We start from the raw sequence: 15,575 nt of genomic DNA on the forward strand, positions 1-15,575 counted from the left end.
GTTTATTAGACGTTATCAAATAATGAATTGAGTGTTTTATATAAAAACCGTTTAGGTAAAACTAAGCGGTTTTTTTAAACCCGCTGATTAATGCTTGTCGGGCAGTCGATTCAGTTCTTTTATCAACAATAAAAATTAAATAACCAGTCAAACTTTAATATTAGTTGATGAGAATGAAAATAGAGTTTTTCCAGGTAAATATATTTAAATAGAAAATCAAGGCTCTCAATTGTTGTTTACCGCTCCATTAAGGTGCCTGTGAGTTGTTGTTTTTGTTTTGTCGATACGCGTGTTGGGTTTTGGTTTTCTGTGGCTTAGGGTGGCTTTTATTGGTTTCGGTGTTTAAAGGATAAATTTGTAGTTAGATATGCCGCAGAAAGCAGAAAAGCAGCTTAAAAAGCTGCTTTTCAATTTTATCGTTCAGTCAGTAGACAATTAGTCCATTTTTACTGCACGTAAAATAACGAACTTTTTGTTTTCTGTTACTAATTCACAGTTACCAAAAATACGCTCTAATTTATCTTGATAATCAAGGTGACGGTTACCAACAATCACTAATTCGCCATTACCTGCTAAACAGAAATGTGCATCATTAAACATGCTCCAGGCAATATGATCTGTAATAGCCTGCTGCTGATGGAAGGGAGGGTTACATAAAATCAGATCGCAGCTGCGTGGTTTGAACCCAACTAAACCGTTGTTAACAACAAAACGCGCGGTTTCACTTTCTTCTTCTTCGAAGTTTTTCAGCATGTTGATACGGGCGGAATCAACAGCCATGTACGATTCATCGATAAATGTGACTTGTGCGTCCGGGTAAGCCTGCGCCGCTGCCATACCAACAATACCATTGCCGCAGCCTAAATCGATTACTTTAGTGAAGTCGCCCTCAGGCAGGTTATCCATTAAGTAACGTCCGCCGATATCTAAGTGGTTACGTGAAAAAACGTTAGCGTGGTTGTGAATTTTCCACTGCTGCCTTTCCATTTCCCAGGTAATAGCAATCTCTTTTTCCGGTACTTCTTTCTGTTCAACCAGGCTGAAAATCAAACGTGATTTTTTCTTTGCTAGTGAAGTTTTTGTTGTGCCGATATAGTCTTCAAACAACTGCAGAGTTGAATTATGAATCATGTTCACTTTACCCGCGGCTACGATAATCGTGTCCGGAGACACTACGCTGCGCAGCTGCTGCAGAATATACTCAAGGTAAGAGAGTGTTTTTGGTACTTTAATTAAAACCACTTTTACATTCTCAGGAAAAGACTGCAGGCTGTCCTGAAGTAAAATGTTATTTTCAGGGCAGTTATTACGCTGCATATTTAATTTTATAGAACTAAGAGACAGGTACGAATCAGTAATAACGGTTCGTTCAAAATCCTGAAAGAAACAACTCAATGCGCCGAATCCGTCATTGATCAGCAGCAGCTGCTCGCCTTCACCGAGATGCTTACCTAGTTCATTTTCTGTGAAGTAGTTAATCAGGTATTCATCAGCAGAATCCCAAGCCTGCAGTGTTTCTTTTTTATGTCTTGGGTGACGATGCAGAACCAGTTCACGGTCTGCAATATTTAATGATTCATTCATCGAATTTTGCCTAGTTGTAATATACCTGCATTAAGCAGCTTGAGTATAAAGTATAATAAAGATGGCATTTTAGCCTGATAGCACTCTTTATAGCAATGCAAATTACCGGGTGGAGTATTTAATTCGCCTCTTTTTGTCTAACCTGCTTAATGCTTAGCCTGCAGCAGTTGTTTAATCTAGCTGAACTCATAAAAACCTAACTTTTGTTTGTCTGTAAAGATAGGCATAATAGCGCCACTTTCATTCCCCTATTTTTTAAAGGTGTTAACTCATGCCAATTAAAACAGCGCTATTAGAGCGTAGCAACTCCACATGTGAATTATGTGGTGCGTCAGATAACCTTTCTGTTTTTGAAGTACCGCCGGTTGTAGAGCCGAACTCTGATAAATCAGTATTAGTTTGTGAAACTTGTTTATCACAAATTGAAAAAAATACAGAGATGGATAACAACCACTGGCGCTGCCTGAATGACAGTATGTGGAGCCAGGTACCGGCTGTACAGGTTACTGCATTCCGACTGTTGACTCGTATAGCGGTAACAGAAGGCTGGGCGCAGGACTTACTTGATATGATGTATATGGAAGATGAAGCCAAAGCATGGGCTGATTACGGTGTTGCCGCGGATAATATTGAAGAAGTTGCGCCGACTCGTGATTCTAACGGTACGATTTTAGCTGCCGGTGATAACGTAACGTTAATCAAAGACTTAGATGTTAAAGGTGGTAACTTCACGGCTAAACGTGGAACACCGGTGCGTAATATCTCATTAACGGATAACCCTGAGCATATCGAAGGCCGTGTAAACGGCGTACGTATTGTATTATTAACCTGTTACCTGAAAAAAATGCCTCTTTTCGAAGACTAGAAGCGATAAGCCGTTACCATTGAAAATGTATTTCGATTGTAATGGCGATACAAAACAAAGAGCAGGTTAACTGTTATTTGTATTTTTAAGCCCGTTTTGTGATTTGCATTGAAACTATTCAGCAGATAACACAGCGGGTTTTTTTATATCTGCAATAATGATTTATGTCATAACTATTTGATTTTTGTTCTTTTGTATTTAATACCATCTTCTACAGGGAGTTCTTATGCTTGATTATCTTGCCCTCGGCATTTTAATATTTGTTGCTATAACCCTCTTTTACGGGATCATTGTTATCCATGATATCCCTTACGAAATTGCTAAACACCGAAATCACCCGCATCAGGACGCTTTACATGTAGCCGGCTGGGTAAGTTTATTCACCCTGCATGTTTTATGGCCGTTTTTATGGATCTGGGCAACTTTGTACCGTGAAGATCGCGGCTGGGGCTTTGTTAATAAATCAAATTCAGATGCGAATACGAATACGGATGATAATACTGCGACCAAGAAGCAGTTTTCAGTATTACAAAATCGTATCGAATTATTAGAACAGCAGCTTATCGTTCAAAATACTGCACTACAAAATCTTAGCGAACAAAATAAAACCTCAACCGATAAAATCTCAAAAAGCGTACCAGTAGAAGAGATTAAGGATGCTCTTTATGATCCCTCAGATGAAACTGCTGAGTTTGATCTGAGCAAGTTTGAAGGAGAAAAATAATGGATTTAATACTTATTTTAACTTACACGGCTGTCTGTATTGCTATATTCAAAATATTCAAAATACCGCTTAATAAATGGTCCGTACCTACAGCTGTATTAGGCGGTATTGTTTTAATCGGCACATTAATTTTTTTGATGAACTACAACCATCCTTACTCAGAAGTCAGTCGTGAGTATTTTGTTTCAACACCAGTGGTACCGGCAGTAAGAGGGCAGGTTGCTTCGGTTAATGTTGAAGCGAACACGCCGGTTAAAGCCGGACATCTGTTATTTACTATCGATCCCGTACCTTATCAGAACAAAGTTGATTCATTAGCCGCGCAGTTAAAATCAGCGACGTCTGATTATCAGCGTGCAGTGCAGCTAAAAAAGAAAAAAATAGGTAAACAGCGTGATGTTGATGTCACTCTGGCGACAGTTAATGATTTAACTGCAAAACTGGCTGATGCAGAATATGATTTAGCGCGTACTGAAGTGAGAGCTGCCAGTGACGGTTTTGTCTCTCAGATGATGGTTTATCCAGGTTTATATGTGGTGCCTATGCCGCTGCGTCCGGCGATGGTGTTTGTTCAGGAAAAATCATTTATCTATGTCGGCTGGTATCGTCAGAATAGTATATTACGTCTGCAGCCGGGTTATGAAGCTGAGATGGCGTTTGATGCTTTACCGGGGAAAGTGTTTAGCGGTGAAGTAGTTCAGGTTTTACCGGTAATCGCTGAAGGAGAAGTGCAGGCTAACGGCACTCTGGTTAACTTAGGTCTAGGTTCTCTTCGTCCAGGCCGAGTGCCTGTACAGATAAAAATTACCGATCCTGATTTTGCGCAGTATGCAGATCAGATACCGGGCGGTTCATACGGGCAAAGTGCAGTTTATTCCGATCACTTTTCGCATGTTGCTATTATGCGCCGCATTATTTTACGTATGTCCTCATGGATGAGTTATATTTTTCCATTCCATTAATTGATATTAGTTGACAGCAGATTGAAATAGTAAAGGGCGCTTAACTGCGCCCTTTTTTTATCTGTTTGAAAAATAAAAAGATTACAACACTTTCCAGGAGATCTGTTCACCCGCTTTAATCGGTACCACTTTATCATCACCGAAAGAAAGTGATTGCGGTACATCCCAGCTGGATTTCTCAAGAGTAATCGAGTCTGTATTACGCGGCAGATTATAAAAATCCGGACCGTTAAAGCTGGCAAAAGCTTCTAATTTATCTAATGCGCCGGCCTGCTCAAAGACTTCCGCATATAACTCAATAGAGGCAAAAGCGGTGTAAGATCCTGCACAGCCGCAGCTCGATTCTTTACGTGCGATAGTATGAGGCGCTGAATCTGTGCCTAAAAAGAATTTAGCAGATCCGCTGGTGGCCGCTTTAACTAATGCCTGCTGATGAATATTACGTTTTAAAATCGGCAGACAGTAGAAATGCGGGCGAATACCGCCGGCCAGCATATGGTTGCGGTTAAACATTAAGTGATGGGCAGTGATGGTGGCAGCTACATTTTCACCGGCGCTGCTGACAAATTCTGCCGCATTTTTAGTGGTTATATGTTCAAGCACTATTTTCAGATTCGGGTACTGCTCAACAATCGGTGCTAATACTTCTTTTAAGAAAATTTCTTCCCGGTCAAAAATATCAATTTCATTTGCTGTTACTTCACCGTGTACCAGCAGAGGCATATTAACTTCCTGCATTGCCAGTAGTGCTTCTTTGATATTGTCTGCTGATGTGACACCTGAATCCGAGTTGGTTGTTGCGCCCGCAGGATAAAGCTTGGCTGCATAAACCTGACCGGTTGCTTTGGCTTTTTTGATCTCTTCAGCTGTCGTGTTGTCTGTCAGGTAAAGCGTCATTAAAGGTGTGAAGTGAGCTTTCGGCTGAGCAGCTAAAATGCGCGCCTGGTAGGCAAGTGCTAGTTCAGTGTCAACTACCGGCGGCAGCAGATTCGGCATGATAATCGCACGGCCCATATAACGGCTGATATCGCGAACCGTGTCTTTTAAAACATCACCATCACGTAAATGAACATGCCAGTCGTCCGGGCGTGTAATCGTAAGTTTTGTCGTCATAAAAAAGCTCCGCAATAGTAGTTGATAAAATTTCCCCGATTTTAAAGCATAGGCAGGCTAAGTAAAGGTCTAATCAGGTATCCTAGGCGATTGTCTTTTTACTGAAATTCAAGGTTTATGACAAAATCCGTCAACTATTGTGGTTAATAAAACCTCCCTGGTTTAAAGCATAGGCAGGTTAAGTAAAGGTCTAATCAGTTGTCCTAAGCGATTGTCTTTTTATTAAAAGTCATGAGTTATGACAAAAGCTGTCTACTATTAAAAAAACGCCTAAAGGATAGTAGGGGATGTTATGCAGCAATTGATGCGATGCTTGTTAATTACCTTTTTGATGCTGTGCAGTTCAACCGGTAATGCAGCTCAATGGTTAGATGAGCTGGATCTGAAACAATACCGTAATCAGGTTGTTTATCTGGATTTCTGGGCCTCATGGTGTATCCCATGCCGAAAATCGTTTCCCTGGTTAAATGAAATGCAGGCTAAGTATCAGGAGCAGGGTTTAGTTATTATCGGTATAAATCTTGACCGTGATATTAAAACTGCAAAGCGTTTTCTTAATGTGTACCCGGCAGACTTCCTCTTATATTCAGACCCGAAAGGTGCCTTTGCTAAACAATACAAAGTTGCCGCTATGCCGAGCTCTTATTTGATTTCAGGAGACGGCCGGGTGATCGAGTCTCATATCGGTTTTAAAAAAAGCGAACAGTTGTTATACGAAGCGAATATTAAAAAGTTACTCAAAAAGAATAATAAAATTGAGGAGGCTAAGCCGTGAGAATAGTCGTAATCATTTTAATGCTGCTGGTAAGCGCCTGTAGTTCAATGGGAGTAGAGCCCTGGGAGCGGGATCTGTTAGCACGTGAAGATATGGCGCTGGATAATGCACCCATTGATACGGCCTATGACGAGCATATTTACTTTAGTAAAGAGGCCAGTTCCGGCGGCCGGGGATTCAGCGGCGGAGGCTGCGGATGCAATTAAATAATAAGCATAAAAATATACGTAACTTGCTGAAAACAGCAACGGGTTGTTTGTTAGGCGCATCGGGTGCAGTTAATGCTGATTCAACAACGGGATTTTTTTCTGGATGGCAGACTGATATCGCCGGCTTAGTTTACAGTGAAGTAGACAGAGTCAGCGCCTGGGAGCCGCTTATCAATACTCGAAAAACCTTCGATGATGACAGTGTATTAGGCTTTAAACTGGTGCTGGATGTGCTCACCGGCGCGTCACCTAACGGGGCAAGTCCGTCGGATCAGCTACAGACATTTACTCGTCCGTCAGGCAGCGGTGGTTATCAGACGCAGCCGGGAGAAATCCCCCTGGATGATACTTTTCATGATACCCGGGTAAGCTTCAGCGCTAATTATGAACATGGTTTAGGCCGGGTTAATAAAATGATCTGGGGTGCTAATATTTCTAAAGAATATGATTTCTTCTCAACGGGATTAAGCGCGCTTTATGTGCATGACCTTAATAAACGCAATACCAGTTTAAGTATCGGTATCAGCGGTGAATATAATGTTATTACTCCGGAAGGCGGATTAGCGCTGCCGCTTAGCCAGATGCAGGCGAGCGGCGCGCTGCAGAATAGAGCAGATAGTTCCGACACCCGTTTTCTAGGTGAGGTGTTAGCGGGCATCTCTCAGGTTATTAACCGTCATACGATTATTGCTTTTAATTATGGTTACTCACAGTCTAACGGATATCATAATGATCCCTACAAGGTGGTTTCCGTGGTTGACGACGTCAGCGGCTCTTTAGTGCCGGGGGACACGCTTGCAGGTACTTACCTTTATGAAAGCAGGCCTGAGCAGCGCAGTAAGCACAGCTTGTACAGTAAAATAAAACGTGCATTTGGTGATGATTCTGCGGATATTTCCTACCGCTATATGCGGGATGACTGGGGTATTCATTCACATACGCTGAACCTGACTTACCGCAGTAATTTCAGCAGCTGGTATGTGCAGCCGCATTTTCGCTATTACATGCAGGATGCTGCTGATTTTTACCGCCATAGTATCAGTGAAAGCGAGGCTGCTGCTATCGGGCCTTATTTAAGTGCAGACTATCGACTGGCAGAAATGTGGTCATCAACAATCGGCCTAAAAGTAGGCTTTAAAACACCGGACGGAAATCAGAACAGTGTGCGTTTAGAGTATTACCATCAGGATGGAGAGCAGAGCCCGTCTAATGCGATCGGCGTTCAGAAAAATTATGATATGTTTCCAACCTTAGATGCGTTTGTTGTACAGTATACTTACTCATTCTAATTAAAGTTTTTCGGGAAAATCTCAATGCTACCGGGACTTACGCTTAAAAAAGAAAAAAACGGCAAGGCCTTTAGTGCACATTTTCAGGCTATGGCCTGTGATTGTGAAGTGCTGCTGGAATGTCGCGGGCGTGCGCTTGCAGTTAAGCTCAGTGAGGCGGTATTCAAGGAAGCAAAACGTATCGAAACTAAATTCAGTCGTTATCTGAAAAATAATATTGTCTACCAGATTAATAACAGTACCGGTGAAGCGGTCAATGTGGATGATGAAAGTGCCCATCTGCTTGATTTTGCTTACATGTGTTATCAGTTTAGTGACGGATTATTTGATATCAGTTCGGGAATTCTGCGCCGAGTCTGGACATTTGACGGTTCAGATAACGTGCCGGAGCAGAGACAGATAAATAAACTGCTGCCTTTTATTGGTTTAGATAAAGTATCCTGGCAGCCGCCTCTGCTGAAGCTTCCGGCTGAAATGGAACTGGATTTTGGCGGTTTTGGTAAAGAGTATGCGGTTGACTGCTGCCTGGCTAAGGCCCTGCAGGTTTGTGCAGAAGTACCTGTTTTACTTAATTTCGGCGGTGATTTAATCTGTAACGGCCCGCGAGAAAACCAGCAGCCGTGGAAAGTTGGTATTGAAAGTGTCGGCGGCGGGGCTTCTGCTCTAGTAACTTTGTCCGGTGGTGCTTTAGCAACCAGCGGAGATGCTAACCGATACCTGATGAAAGAGGGCAGACGTTACAGCCACATTCTCAATCCGCTCACCGGAAGCTCGGTGAGCGATGCGCCGCGTTCAGTGACTGTGGCTGCCGAGTCCTGTATTGAAGCCGGATTATTATCAACCATGGCAATGCTTCAAGGTCCTGAGGCAGAAGATTTTTTAGCTGCCCAAGAGGTTAACTTCTGGATCCAGGATTAGAGTTCAGCTAATTCCGTCATAAGAGGCTCAACCACAGTGTCGGTATTTTTATTATTGCCTTTCATCTTTTGAAAGAGTAGAACGGCGGCTTCTTTACCCACTTTGGCATACTGCAGGTCGGCGGCAAAAATCCCCGGGTTTAATATTCGGATGTAATCGTTAATACCAACGGCCGCAACGGGTAAGTCAGATTTCCCTTCACGAAGCAGGTGTACCAAAGCGCCGCCGGTTAAACGTTCAGTACCACAGATAACAGCATCAGCACCGGCTTTAAGCAGCGCTTTACAGCCTTTGACGCCGTCTGCATATTCCATATCTGTTAAGTAGATGATAGGCTTTGTTTTATGCGTCGCGCAGGCTTCTTTATATGCGTCTAAACGTAACTTTCCGGTCTGAATATCACTTTCATGGACACCTAAAAAAGCAATATTTCTGGCGCCGTGCGTTTTTAAATATTCAAAGCAGTGTTTCACAGCCAGCGGACTGTTAGTGGTCACCGATGAGATCCCCGGCTGCTCGACTGCAATCATCACAATATTTCCGTTGAACAGCTCTTTGTTCACTAAGCCCTGATCGGTAAAGCCGAAAAATATAATACCTTCAACCTGTTTCTGTACCATTAATTCAATATGCGTATTCAGGAGCTCACTGTCATAACGACTTTCTAATACCAGTACTTCATATTCATGCTGGTGGAAAAAATCGATAATTTCGCTTAATGCCTGGTTTTCTGCGGAAGAACTCAAACGGGTAACTACGATGCCGATACTTTTAATCGGCTGGTTATTCATAGCACGTGCTACCGCGGAAGGTTTATAACCAACTTCTTTAATGATCTCGCGAATTTTTGTCTGTGTTTCGGTTTTTACTTTCGGATCATTATTGAGTACGCGGGAAACTGTCGATTTACCTACGCCGGCTAATTCTGCAATATCACGAATAGTGAGTTTTTTCATGGTCTTCCGAGTTGTTAGTATGGATTAACGGGGAACTAATTTAGCATGTTTTAGCAGTGAATAATTATCTCAGAGTAAAATTAAAGCGTTAAGTCAGTCACAATATTATCTACTTTGTCTTTTATTTAGCCGATTAATCCTTCATTATTCAGGGACCGGTCCCAATTGGTGGTTGTACAATCACTGAAAGAGAGCGAGAAGGACCTAGATATTTACAAAAAATATTTTTTTAACTGGAGGTGGGACTGGTCCCATATTTATATGAATACAAAAAAACAGATTGAACTTCTTATAAAACTAATCGGTGGTAAAGACAACATCGCATCAGTCAGCCACTGTATTACCCGTTTACGCTTTGTACTGAAAGAGACTGAAAAAGCAGATGCGGATCGTATTGAAGCTGAAGTACCGGCTGTAAAAGGTTGTTTTACAAACGGCGGGCAGTTTCAGGTCATTATCGGTACTGATGTTGGTCAGTATTACCAAGAACTGCTGCAGCAGGCTAATATAGACTCATCTTCAAAAAATGAAACTAAACAAGCTGCAAAAGCAAATATGAGCCTGTTTGAACGTGCTTTAACAAATTTAGCCGAGTTATTTGTCCCGGTATTACCGGCGATTATTACCGGCGGTTTAATTCTCGGCTTCCGTAATATTATGGAAGTTGATTTCAGCGGCAACGGCGCACTGGTTAATCAATCGCAGTTCTGGATGGCGCTGCATCAGTTTCTATGGTTAATTGGTGAAGCTGTATTCCACTTCTTACCGGTTGCTATTTGTTGGTCGACAGTTAAGAAACTCGGCGGATCACCGGTTCTGGGTATTATTCTCGGTATCACACTGGTCTCTCCGCAGCTGATGAACGCTTACGGTATCGGCTCGCAGATACCTGAAGTCTGGGACTTCGGCTTTTTTACCATGGAGAAGGTTGGTTATCAGGCGCAGGTTATTCCGGCAATTATGGCGGGTGTTTTCCTGGCTATGCTGGAAGTACGCTTATCGCGGATCATTCCATCGTACCTACACCAGGTTCTAGTACCATTGATCAGTGTTACCGCTGCCGTATTTGTGGCTCACGCATTGATTGGTCCGGTAGGCCGTGCAATAGGTGACGCATTCGGACAGTTGGTATTAAGTGCAATGACTGGTGATTACGGGGTTATCTTCTCGTCAGTATTTGGTTTCTTATATGCACCACTGGTAATTACAGGAATACATCACACAACTAATGCTGTGGATATGCAGTTATTCCAGACAATCGGCGGTACACCTGTATTCCCAATGATTGCTTTATCAAACATTGCTCAAGGTTCTGCGGTTGTTGGTGTACTGATTGCGAGCCGTAAAAAATCGGAAAGAGACGTATCGATTCCAGCTGCAATTTCTGCTTACTTAGGTGTAACAGAGCCTGCGATGTACGGTATTAACCTTAAATACAAATTCCCAATGCTTTGCGCAATGGTCGGCTCTGCGATTGCTGCCGGTGTATGTGGTCTAAGCGGCGTATTGTCTAACGGTATTGGTAACGGCGGTATATTAGGTATCCTTTCTATTCAACCGCAGTTCTGGACAGTATTCTTAGTTGCAATGGCATTCGCAATTATCATCCCGATAGTGTTAACGGTGCTAGTGTTCAAATACCAGCAGAAACGTACGAATAAATTATCTGCTAAAGAACAGTCTAACCAGGCATCTCCAGCTGCTGTTTAATCTTCACTAAGCTCTAACAGGTGCCGTATCACTATGGCACCTGAATTTTTAACTAGGACCTGTTTATCTTTGAAAATTGTATCCAGCAGGAACAATGAATAAAGATAAATAGGCCCTTGTAATCGAAACAAAGGTTAATATGAAAAACAAATCCATTGACTGGTGGCGCACCGCGGCCATATATCAAATTTATCCAAAGAGTTTTTGTGACAGTGGAAGTCGTGGAACGGGAGATATTCAAGGCATCATATCGAAGTTAGATTACCTGAAATCACTTGGTGTTGAAGCTGTCTGGTTAACCCCTGTTTACTGCTCGCCTATGATTGATAATGGTTACGATATTTCCGATTATTATAATATCAATCCTGATTTCGGTACCATGGCAGATTTTGATCAGCTTCTGGTTGAGATGAAAAAACGTGGTATACGTTTAATCATGGACATTGTGGTTAATCATACTTCAACCGAACATGCCTGGTTTCAGTCTGCACTAGGTGATAAGCAAAGTCCTTACCGCGATTATTATATCTGGAAAGATCCGGTTAACGGCGGCGCGCCGACTAACTGGGAGTCTAAATTCGGCGGTAATGCATGGCAGTTAGATGAAGCCACAGATCAGTATTATTTACACCTGTTTGCAGAAGAGCAGGCGGATCTTAACTGGGAAAACCCTGAAGTTCGTGAAGAAGTAAAAAAAGTGATCAGTTTCTGGGCTGAAAAAGGAGTCGACGGATTCCGTTTAGATGTCATTAACCTGATCTCTAAACAGCCTGAATATCAGAATGATGAAATCGGCGACGGCAGAAGGTTTTATACTGACGGACCAAAGGTTCACGAATACCTGCAGGAAATCAGTGAAGCAGTATTCCAGAAATACGGCAGCGTAACAGTAGGGGAAATGTCATCAACTACCCTTGAGCATTGTCAGCAGTACTCAGCACAAGACGGCAAAGAGCTGTCCATGGTATTTAACTTCCATCACCTGAAGATTGATTATGAAAACGGTGAAAAATGGAGCAAAGCCCCTTTTGATTTTATTGAGCTGAAATCCATATTTAATTACTGGCAGCAGGGGCTGCATAATAACGGCTGGGGAGCACTGTTCTGGTGTAACCATGATCAGCCTCGGGTAGTAAGCCGCTTAGGCTGCGATCAGCACTATCGTGTTGAATCGGCGAAAATGTTAGCTTCATCACTGCATATGATGCAGGGCACGCCTTATATCTACCAAGGCGAAGAGATCGGCATGACTAACCCGGGATATACATCGATTGAACAGTACCGTGATGTTGAAAGTACCAATAACTACTCTATTTTAGTCAATGAAAAAGGAGTTGATGCTCAATTAGCGCTGGATATTCTAGCGCAGAAGTCTCGTGATAATTCACGTACGCCGATGCAGTGGGACTGCAGTGAAAATGCCGGTTTCAGTAAAGGAACGCCGTGGATCGGGGTTGCTGAAAATTTCCCTGAGATAAACGCTGAACGGGCGCTTGATGATCAGAATTCGGTTTTTCATTATTATCGTCAGCTGATTAAACTGCGTAAAGAGATTGATGTGGTGACCAGCGGTGACTTCACCGATTTGATGCCGGATCATCAGCAGCTGTTTTGTTATCAGAGAAAATCCGATAAGCAGACCTTAATCTCGATAAATAACTTTTATGATCAATCGGTTGAATGCTGCTTGCCGGATTCAGTCGAAGGCACTAAAGGGGTATACCTGCTATCAAACTATGACAGCTGTGTTCAGGAAAAACCGTCTAATAAGATGAAACTGAAGCCCTATGAGAGTCGTATTCTATTGATCGAACATTAGTTAAAAGCAGGCCGTTTAATCAAATTTGACTGATTAAGCGGCCTGTTTCATTCTACTTCTACTTTACTCTGACATGCCCTGTGAACGTTCGCTTAGACACTCATGGGAACTCATTTCAAATTCACGACAAATCCAAGGGCGGTTTTCATAAATCGTGCACATTAAGGTTGTGCGGTCTACAGCTGCGCACCAGCCGTCGTCTAAACGCGCCATGGTTTCGCCGCCCCATTTATCTGTTTTTATGTACTGTTCAGGTACGCCGGTATCAGAGATAATCATTACCTCAAGCTTGCAGCAGCAGGCGAGACAGCTTGCACAGGTGACTTGAGGTTCAGTTAGGTTGGTAATTTCTATGGTCATAAGCCGCTGCTGTAATTTTAGTGGCGGCCAGCATAACTGAAAAGTGTTTTTTTTTCGCAATTATCTGCATTAGCTTGTATCTGCGCAGTCGTTTTAGCTGGCTGGAAGCTGCCCGAAATAGCGGTTTTATTTATTATCCTTTATACCGAGTTTCTTTAAGGCCGTACTGTGTTTTTTGTAATCTCGATATTCTAAAGCGGTTGTAACAGCAAAAAGAACAAGCAGTCCTAAGGTAAACTGCCAGAAGCTTTTAGATAAAAGCAGGCTGACAAAGAAGCATGCCAGTAAAGCGTAGAGTATTTTAATGCCGAATTTAAAGCGTTTACGACATAGATTGCGCAAATGTCTATGTTCGCTGACTTTTATGTTGATTGTCTTAGCCATCCCTGGAACCTCCGATATAACACTATGCTGAATAGTTACAGCCCTCTAAAATAGTGAGGATAGTACAATTAATCAGCATATTATGATTAACAAATATAATCAAAAAGAACAGTCTAAGCTTGTGGGCAGCATCAGATTCTGACCTTTTTTACCGGTTTATTGTTCTGACACTGCGCACATAATTAAAAACGTAGCGGATATCTCCCTGAGGCCCGAAATACTGCGGATAGTCTTTTTTACTACCGGATTTAGGATCGCTGCGCTGTGCACCTGCACCATGTACATCCATTAAGCGGTTATGCATCTTTCCCTGTGCTTCGCCGAAAGCAAAGTAGACCGCAGAGTCGTTGGGGTTACGCCCGTCAAGGTGAGTGGTGCTGCTCCAGAAATAGGGATACTGTTTTCTTCCCTGAGGATCTTTAATGATTGTGATATTAAAAAGCGGGCTGAGTGCCGCTGAATTTGTTGTCTGCGATGAGCGGGAGTAATCCACTATGCTGTGCAGTTCTTTAGCACTGGGCAGACGCCAGTCGCTGTAACCTGCCAGCTGCAGATTTTCGGCATAAGCAAGTGCCTCCTGCCAGTTCATCGATTTGGCACTGTCCGCTTTCTGCCACATTAAACCACTGGCTGCATCTGTTATTGTGCCGTTGCTGTTATCAATAAAACGGTTTTTCCCGTAATTTTTATTACCGCGTACAAAACGAAAATACATCTTGTTGGCCTGTCTGCTGCGCGGATGGAATTTGGGGTAGCCCTTGATACGTCCGTCGACAAAATTAACCCCGAAAACAGTTTGATCATTACGCATTGTTCTGCCGACATATTGTGTTGCACTCCAGGTCTGTGCATCAATCTGACGACGTGTTCCAAGCGGCTGTTGAAAGTAGTCTGTATCTATAAATAGAGTCACGGCTTTCTGACCTTTTACCCGTCCGCTGAATTGAATCAGAGAATATAACTCTTTAATAGAAGGAAGCCGCCAGTCGTTAAAACCGCCTAACTTAAGAGATTGTGCCCGTGTAACCGCCTGTTCAAAGGTAAGTTTTTCTGCCATCTCCTGCTGCCACATTAAACCGGTGATATTATCGTTAATGGTTCCGTTTCCATTGTTGCTGTAGGAGGGGGGATTTATCTGGTAATGTGCATCCTGCCCGTAAAACGGCTCACCTTGTTTCGGAGCTTTGATTACTGAGTTATTGTCGTAAAAGACGCTGACATTAGAATCAACAATCGGATGATTAAGCGGACTGTTTTGTGTATGTCCGGCAGCTGCATTTAATAACAAACATAGCAGTAGTGTTGTTTTCGTTTTCAATACAGTTAACTCCTTTTGTCTGTACAGGCTGCCAATGTATTAACTAACCTGCAGCCTTTGTTAGTATGAGCCTTTAATGTTGTGTTTATTCATGTTTGTACTGCACTTTGAAATATATTTCATAATCTGTTTTTAACTGTATTACTTCGTCAAATTTTCTGACCGTTTCGTACAAGGATATGTTTGTTTGGTATTCATTCAAATGATTGTTTAACACGTAGTGCCATTCATTCTGCAAGTTGATAACTGAATTGTTATTAAAACCAGGCAGGTAAATACTAGTCGATTCCTGCCATTCTGTTCCATAACCCGTTGTTTCATATGTAATGACAGAGTTTTTCATTTGATTTTTATATACCACTATTTCAAATTGTGTTACCGGATGACGGCGCATAAAAATACGAACGGCGACAGCAGTAAGTTTCTTAAATAAATAGGCTGCTTGCAAAAGGCGGTTGTCCTTTAATTCTTTAGTAACTGGGCGAAGTGATTCTAATTTTAGTTCATCTCCAGTGCATCATTATCCGCTCTACAGTCATTTCTTCTTACATAACGGCAGGCGGCTATATCAATGCTGATACTTGGGAAA

15 protein-coding genes and 1 pseudogene are annotated in these 15,575 nt (G+C 42.4%); 9 read left to right on the plus strand and 7 right to left on the minus strand.

Features of this window, described 5'->3' with window-relative positions:
• Window positions 1-435: 435 nt before the first annotated feature.
• Entirely contained in the window at window positions 436-1,584 is a 1,149-nt protein-coding gene (locus tag G327_RS0106165) for a methyltransferase (protein WP_019613886.1), read from the minus strand.
• 271 nt (window positions 1,585-1,855) lie between these two features.
• Between G327_RS0106165 and G327_RS0106170 the strand changes: the two genes are divergently transcribed.
• From G327_RS0106170 to G327_RS0106180, 3 genes and pseudogenes are all read left to right on the plus strand, one after another.
• Entirely contained in the window at window positions 1,856-2,449 is a 594-nt protein-coding gene (locus G327_RS0106170; protein ID WP_019613887.1) for a PhnA domain-containing protein, read from the plus strand.
• Between the two features lie 226 nt (window positions 2,450-2,675).
• Window positions 2,676-2,907 (plus strand): annotated as a pseudogene (locus G327_RS27325) (DUF3302 domain-containing protein); the annotation flags it as partial.
• Window positions 2,908-3,172: 265 nt separating this feature from the next.
• On the plus strand, window positions 3,173-4,135 hold the full coding sequence (locus tag G327_RS0106180) for an HlyD family secretion protein (protein ID WP_019613889.1): 963 nt from the start codon (window positions 3,173-3,175) through the stop codon (window positions 4,133-4,135).
• A gap of 81 nt (window positions 4,136-4,216) precedes the next feature.
• On the opposite strand, the gene pyrC is transcribed toward G327_RS0106180, so the two are convergent.
• Window positions 4,217-5,248, minus strand: a complete 1,032-nt coding sequence (gene pyrC, locus G327_RS0106185) for a dihydroorotase (protein ID WP_019613890.1) — start codon at window positions 5,246-5,248, stop codon at window positions 4,217-4,219.
• A 292-nt stretch (window positions 5,249-5,540) separates the two neighbouring features.
• On the opposite strand from pyrC, the gene G327_RS0106190 reads away from it, so the two are divergent.
• The 4 genes from G327_RS0106190 to G327_RS0106205 are packed head-to-tail and all read left to right on the plus strand — an operon-like array spanning window position 5,541 to window position 8,439.
• Window positions 5,541-6,023 (plus strand): TlpA disulfide reductase family protein, encoded by a 483-nt coding sequence (locus tag G327_RS0106190; RefSeq protein WP_019613891.1) that lies wholly within the window; start codon window positions 5,541-5,543, stop codon window positions 6,021-6,023.
• Between the two features lie 20 nt (window positions 6,024-6,043).
• Complete coding sequence (locus G327_RS0106195; protein WP_019613892.1) at window positions 6,044-6,229, plus strand: DUF4266 domain-containing protein; 186 nt, start codon at window positions 6,044-6,046, stop codon at window positions 6,227-6,229.
• Complete coding sequence (locus G327_RS0106200) at window positions 6,220-7,521, plus strand: DUF3570 domain-containing protein (protein ID WP_019613893.1); 1,302 nt, start codon at window positions 6,220-6,222, stop codon at window positions 7,519-7,521. The genes G327_RS0106195 and G327_RS0106200 overlap by 10 nt, the downstream gene beginning before the upstream one ends.
• Window positions 7,522-7,545: 24 nt before the next feature.
• Window positions 7,546-8,439 carry an FAD:protein FMN transferase gene (locus G327_RS0106205; RefSeq protein ID WP_019613894.1) on the plus strand — a complete coding sequence of 298 codons (894 nt, stop codon included), beginning with the start codon at window positions 7,546-7,548 and terminating at the stop codon, window positions 8,437-8,439.
• On the opposite strand, the gene G327_RS0106210 is transcribed toward G327_RS0106205, so the two are convergent.
• Window positions 8,436-9,395 (minus strand): LacI family DNA-binding transcriptional regulator, encoded by a 960-nt coding sequence (locus G327_RS0106210; RefSeq protein WP_019613895.1) that lies wholly within the window; start codon window positions 9,393-9,395, stop codon window positions 8,436-8,438. The two genes, G327_RS0106205 and G327_RS0106210, sit on opposite strands and share 4 nt — an antisense overlap.
• Before the next feature lie 261 nt (window positions 9,396-9,656).
• On the opposite strand from G327_RS0106210, the gene treB reads away from it, so the two are divergent.
• Both treB and treC read left to right on the plus strand, forming a co-directional pair.
• Window positions 9,657-11,105: a PTS trehalose transporter subunit IIBC gene (gene treB, locus G327_RS0106215; RefSeq protein WP_019613896.1), complete on the plus strand. Its 1,449-nt coding sequence runs from the start codon at window positions 9,657-9,659 to the stop codon at window positions 11,103-11,105.
• Window positions 11,106-11,244: 139 nt separating this feature from the next.
• Window positions 11,245-12,924 (plus strand): alpha,alpha-phosphotrehalase, encoded by a 1,680-nt coding sequence (treC, locus tag G327_RS0106220; RefSeq protein WP_019613897.1) that lies wholly within the window; start codon window positions 11,245-11,247, stop codon window positions 12,922-12,924.
• Between the two features lie 63 nt (window positions 12,925-12,987).
• Here treC and G327_RS0106225 read toward each other — a convergent pair whose 3' ends face one another.
• The 4 genes from G327_RS0106225 to G327_RS0106240 form a co-directional block, all read right to left on the minus strand.
• Window positions 12,988-13,284: a YkgJ family cysteine cluster protein gene (locus G327_RS0106225; RefSeq protein WP_026339216.1), complete on the minus strand. Its 297-nt coding sequence runs from the start codon at window positions 13,282-13,284 to the stop codon at window positions 12,988-12,990.
• 126 nt (window positions 13,285-13,410) lie between these two features.
• Complete coding sequence (locus G327_RS0106230) at window positions 13,411-13,668, minus strand: hypothetical protein (RefSeq protein ID WP_019613899.1); 258 nt, start codon at window positions 13,666-13,668, stop codon at window positions 13,411-13,413.
• Between the two features lie 148 nt (window positions 13,669-13,816).
• Window positions 13,817-14,986 carry an Lcl C-terminal domain-containing protein gene (locus tag G327_RS0106235; RefSeq protein WP_019613900.1) on the minus strand — a complete coding sequence of 390 codons (1,170 nt, stop codon included), beginning with the start codon at window positions 14,984-14,986 and terminating at the stop codon, window positions 13,817-13,819.
• 85 nt (window positions 14,987-15,071) lie between these two features.
• Window positions 15,072-15,434 (minus strand): hypothetical protein, encoded by a 363-nt coding sequence (locus G327_RS0106240; RefSeq protein ID WP_019613901.1) that lies wholly within the window; start codon window positions 15,432-15,434, stop codon window positions 15,072-15,074.
• Window positions 15,435-15,575 lie beyond the last annotated feature (141 nt).

The sequence above is a fragment of the Psychromonas ossibalaenae ATCC BAA-1528 genome (assembly GCF_000381745.1).
GTDB classification, from domain to species: domain Bacteria; phylum Pseudomonadota; class Gammaproteobacteria; order Enterobacterales; family Psychromonadaceae; genus Psychromonas; species Psychromonas ossibalaenae.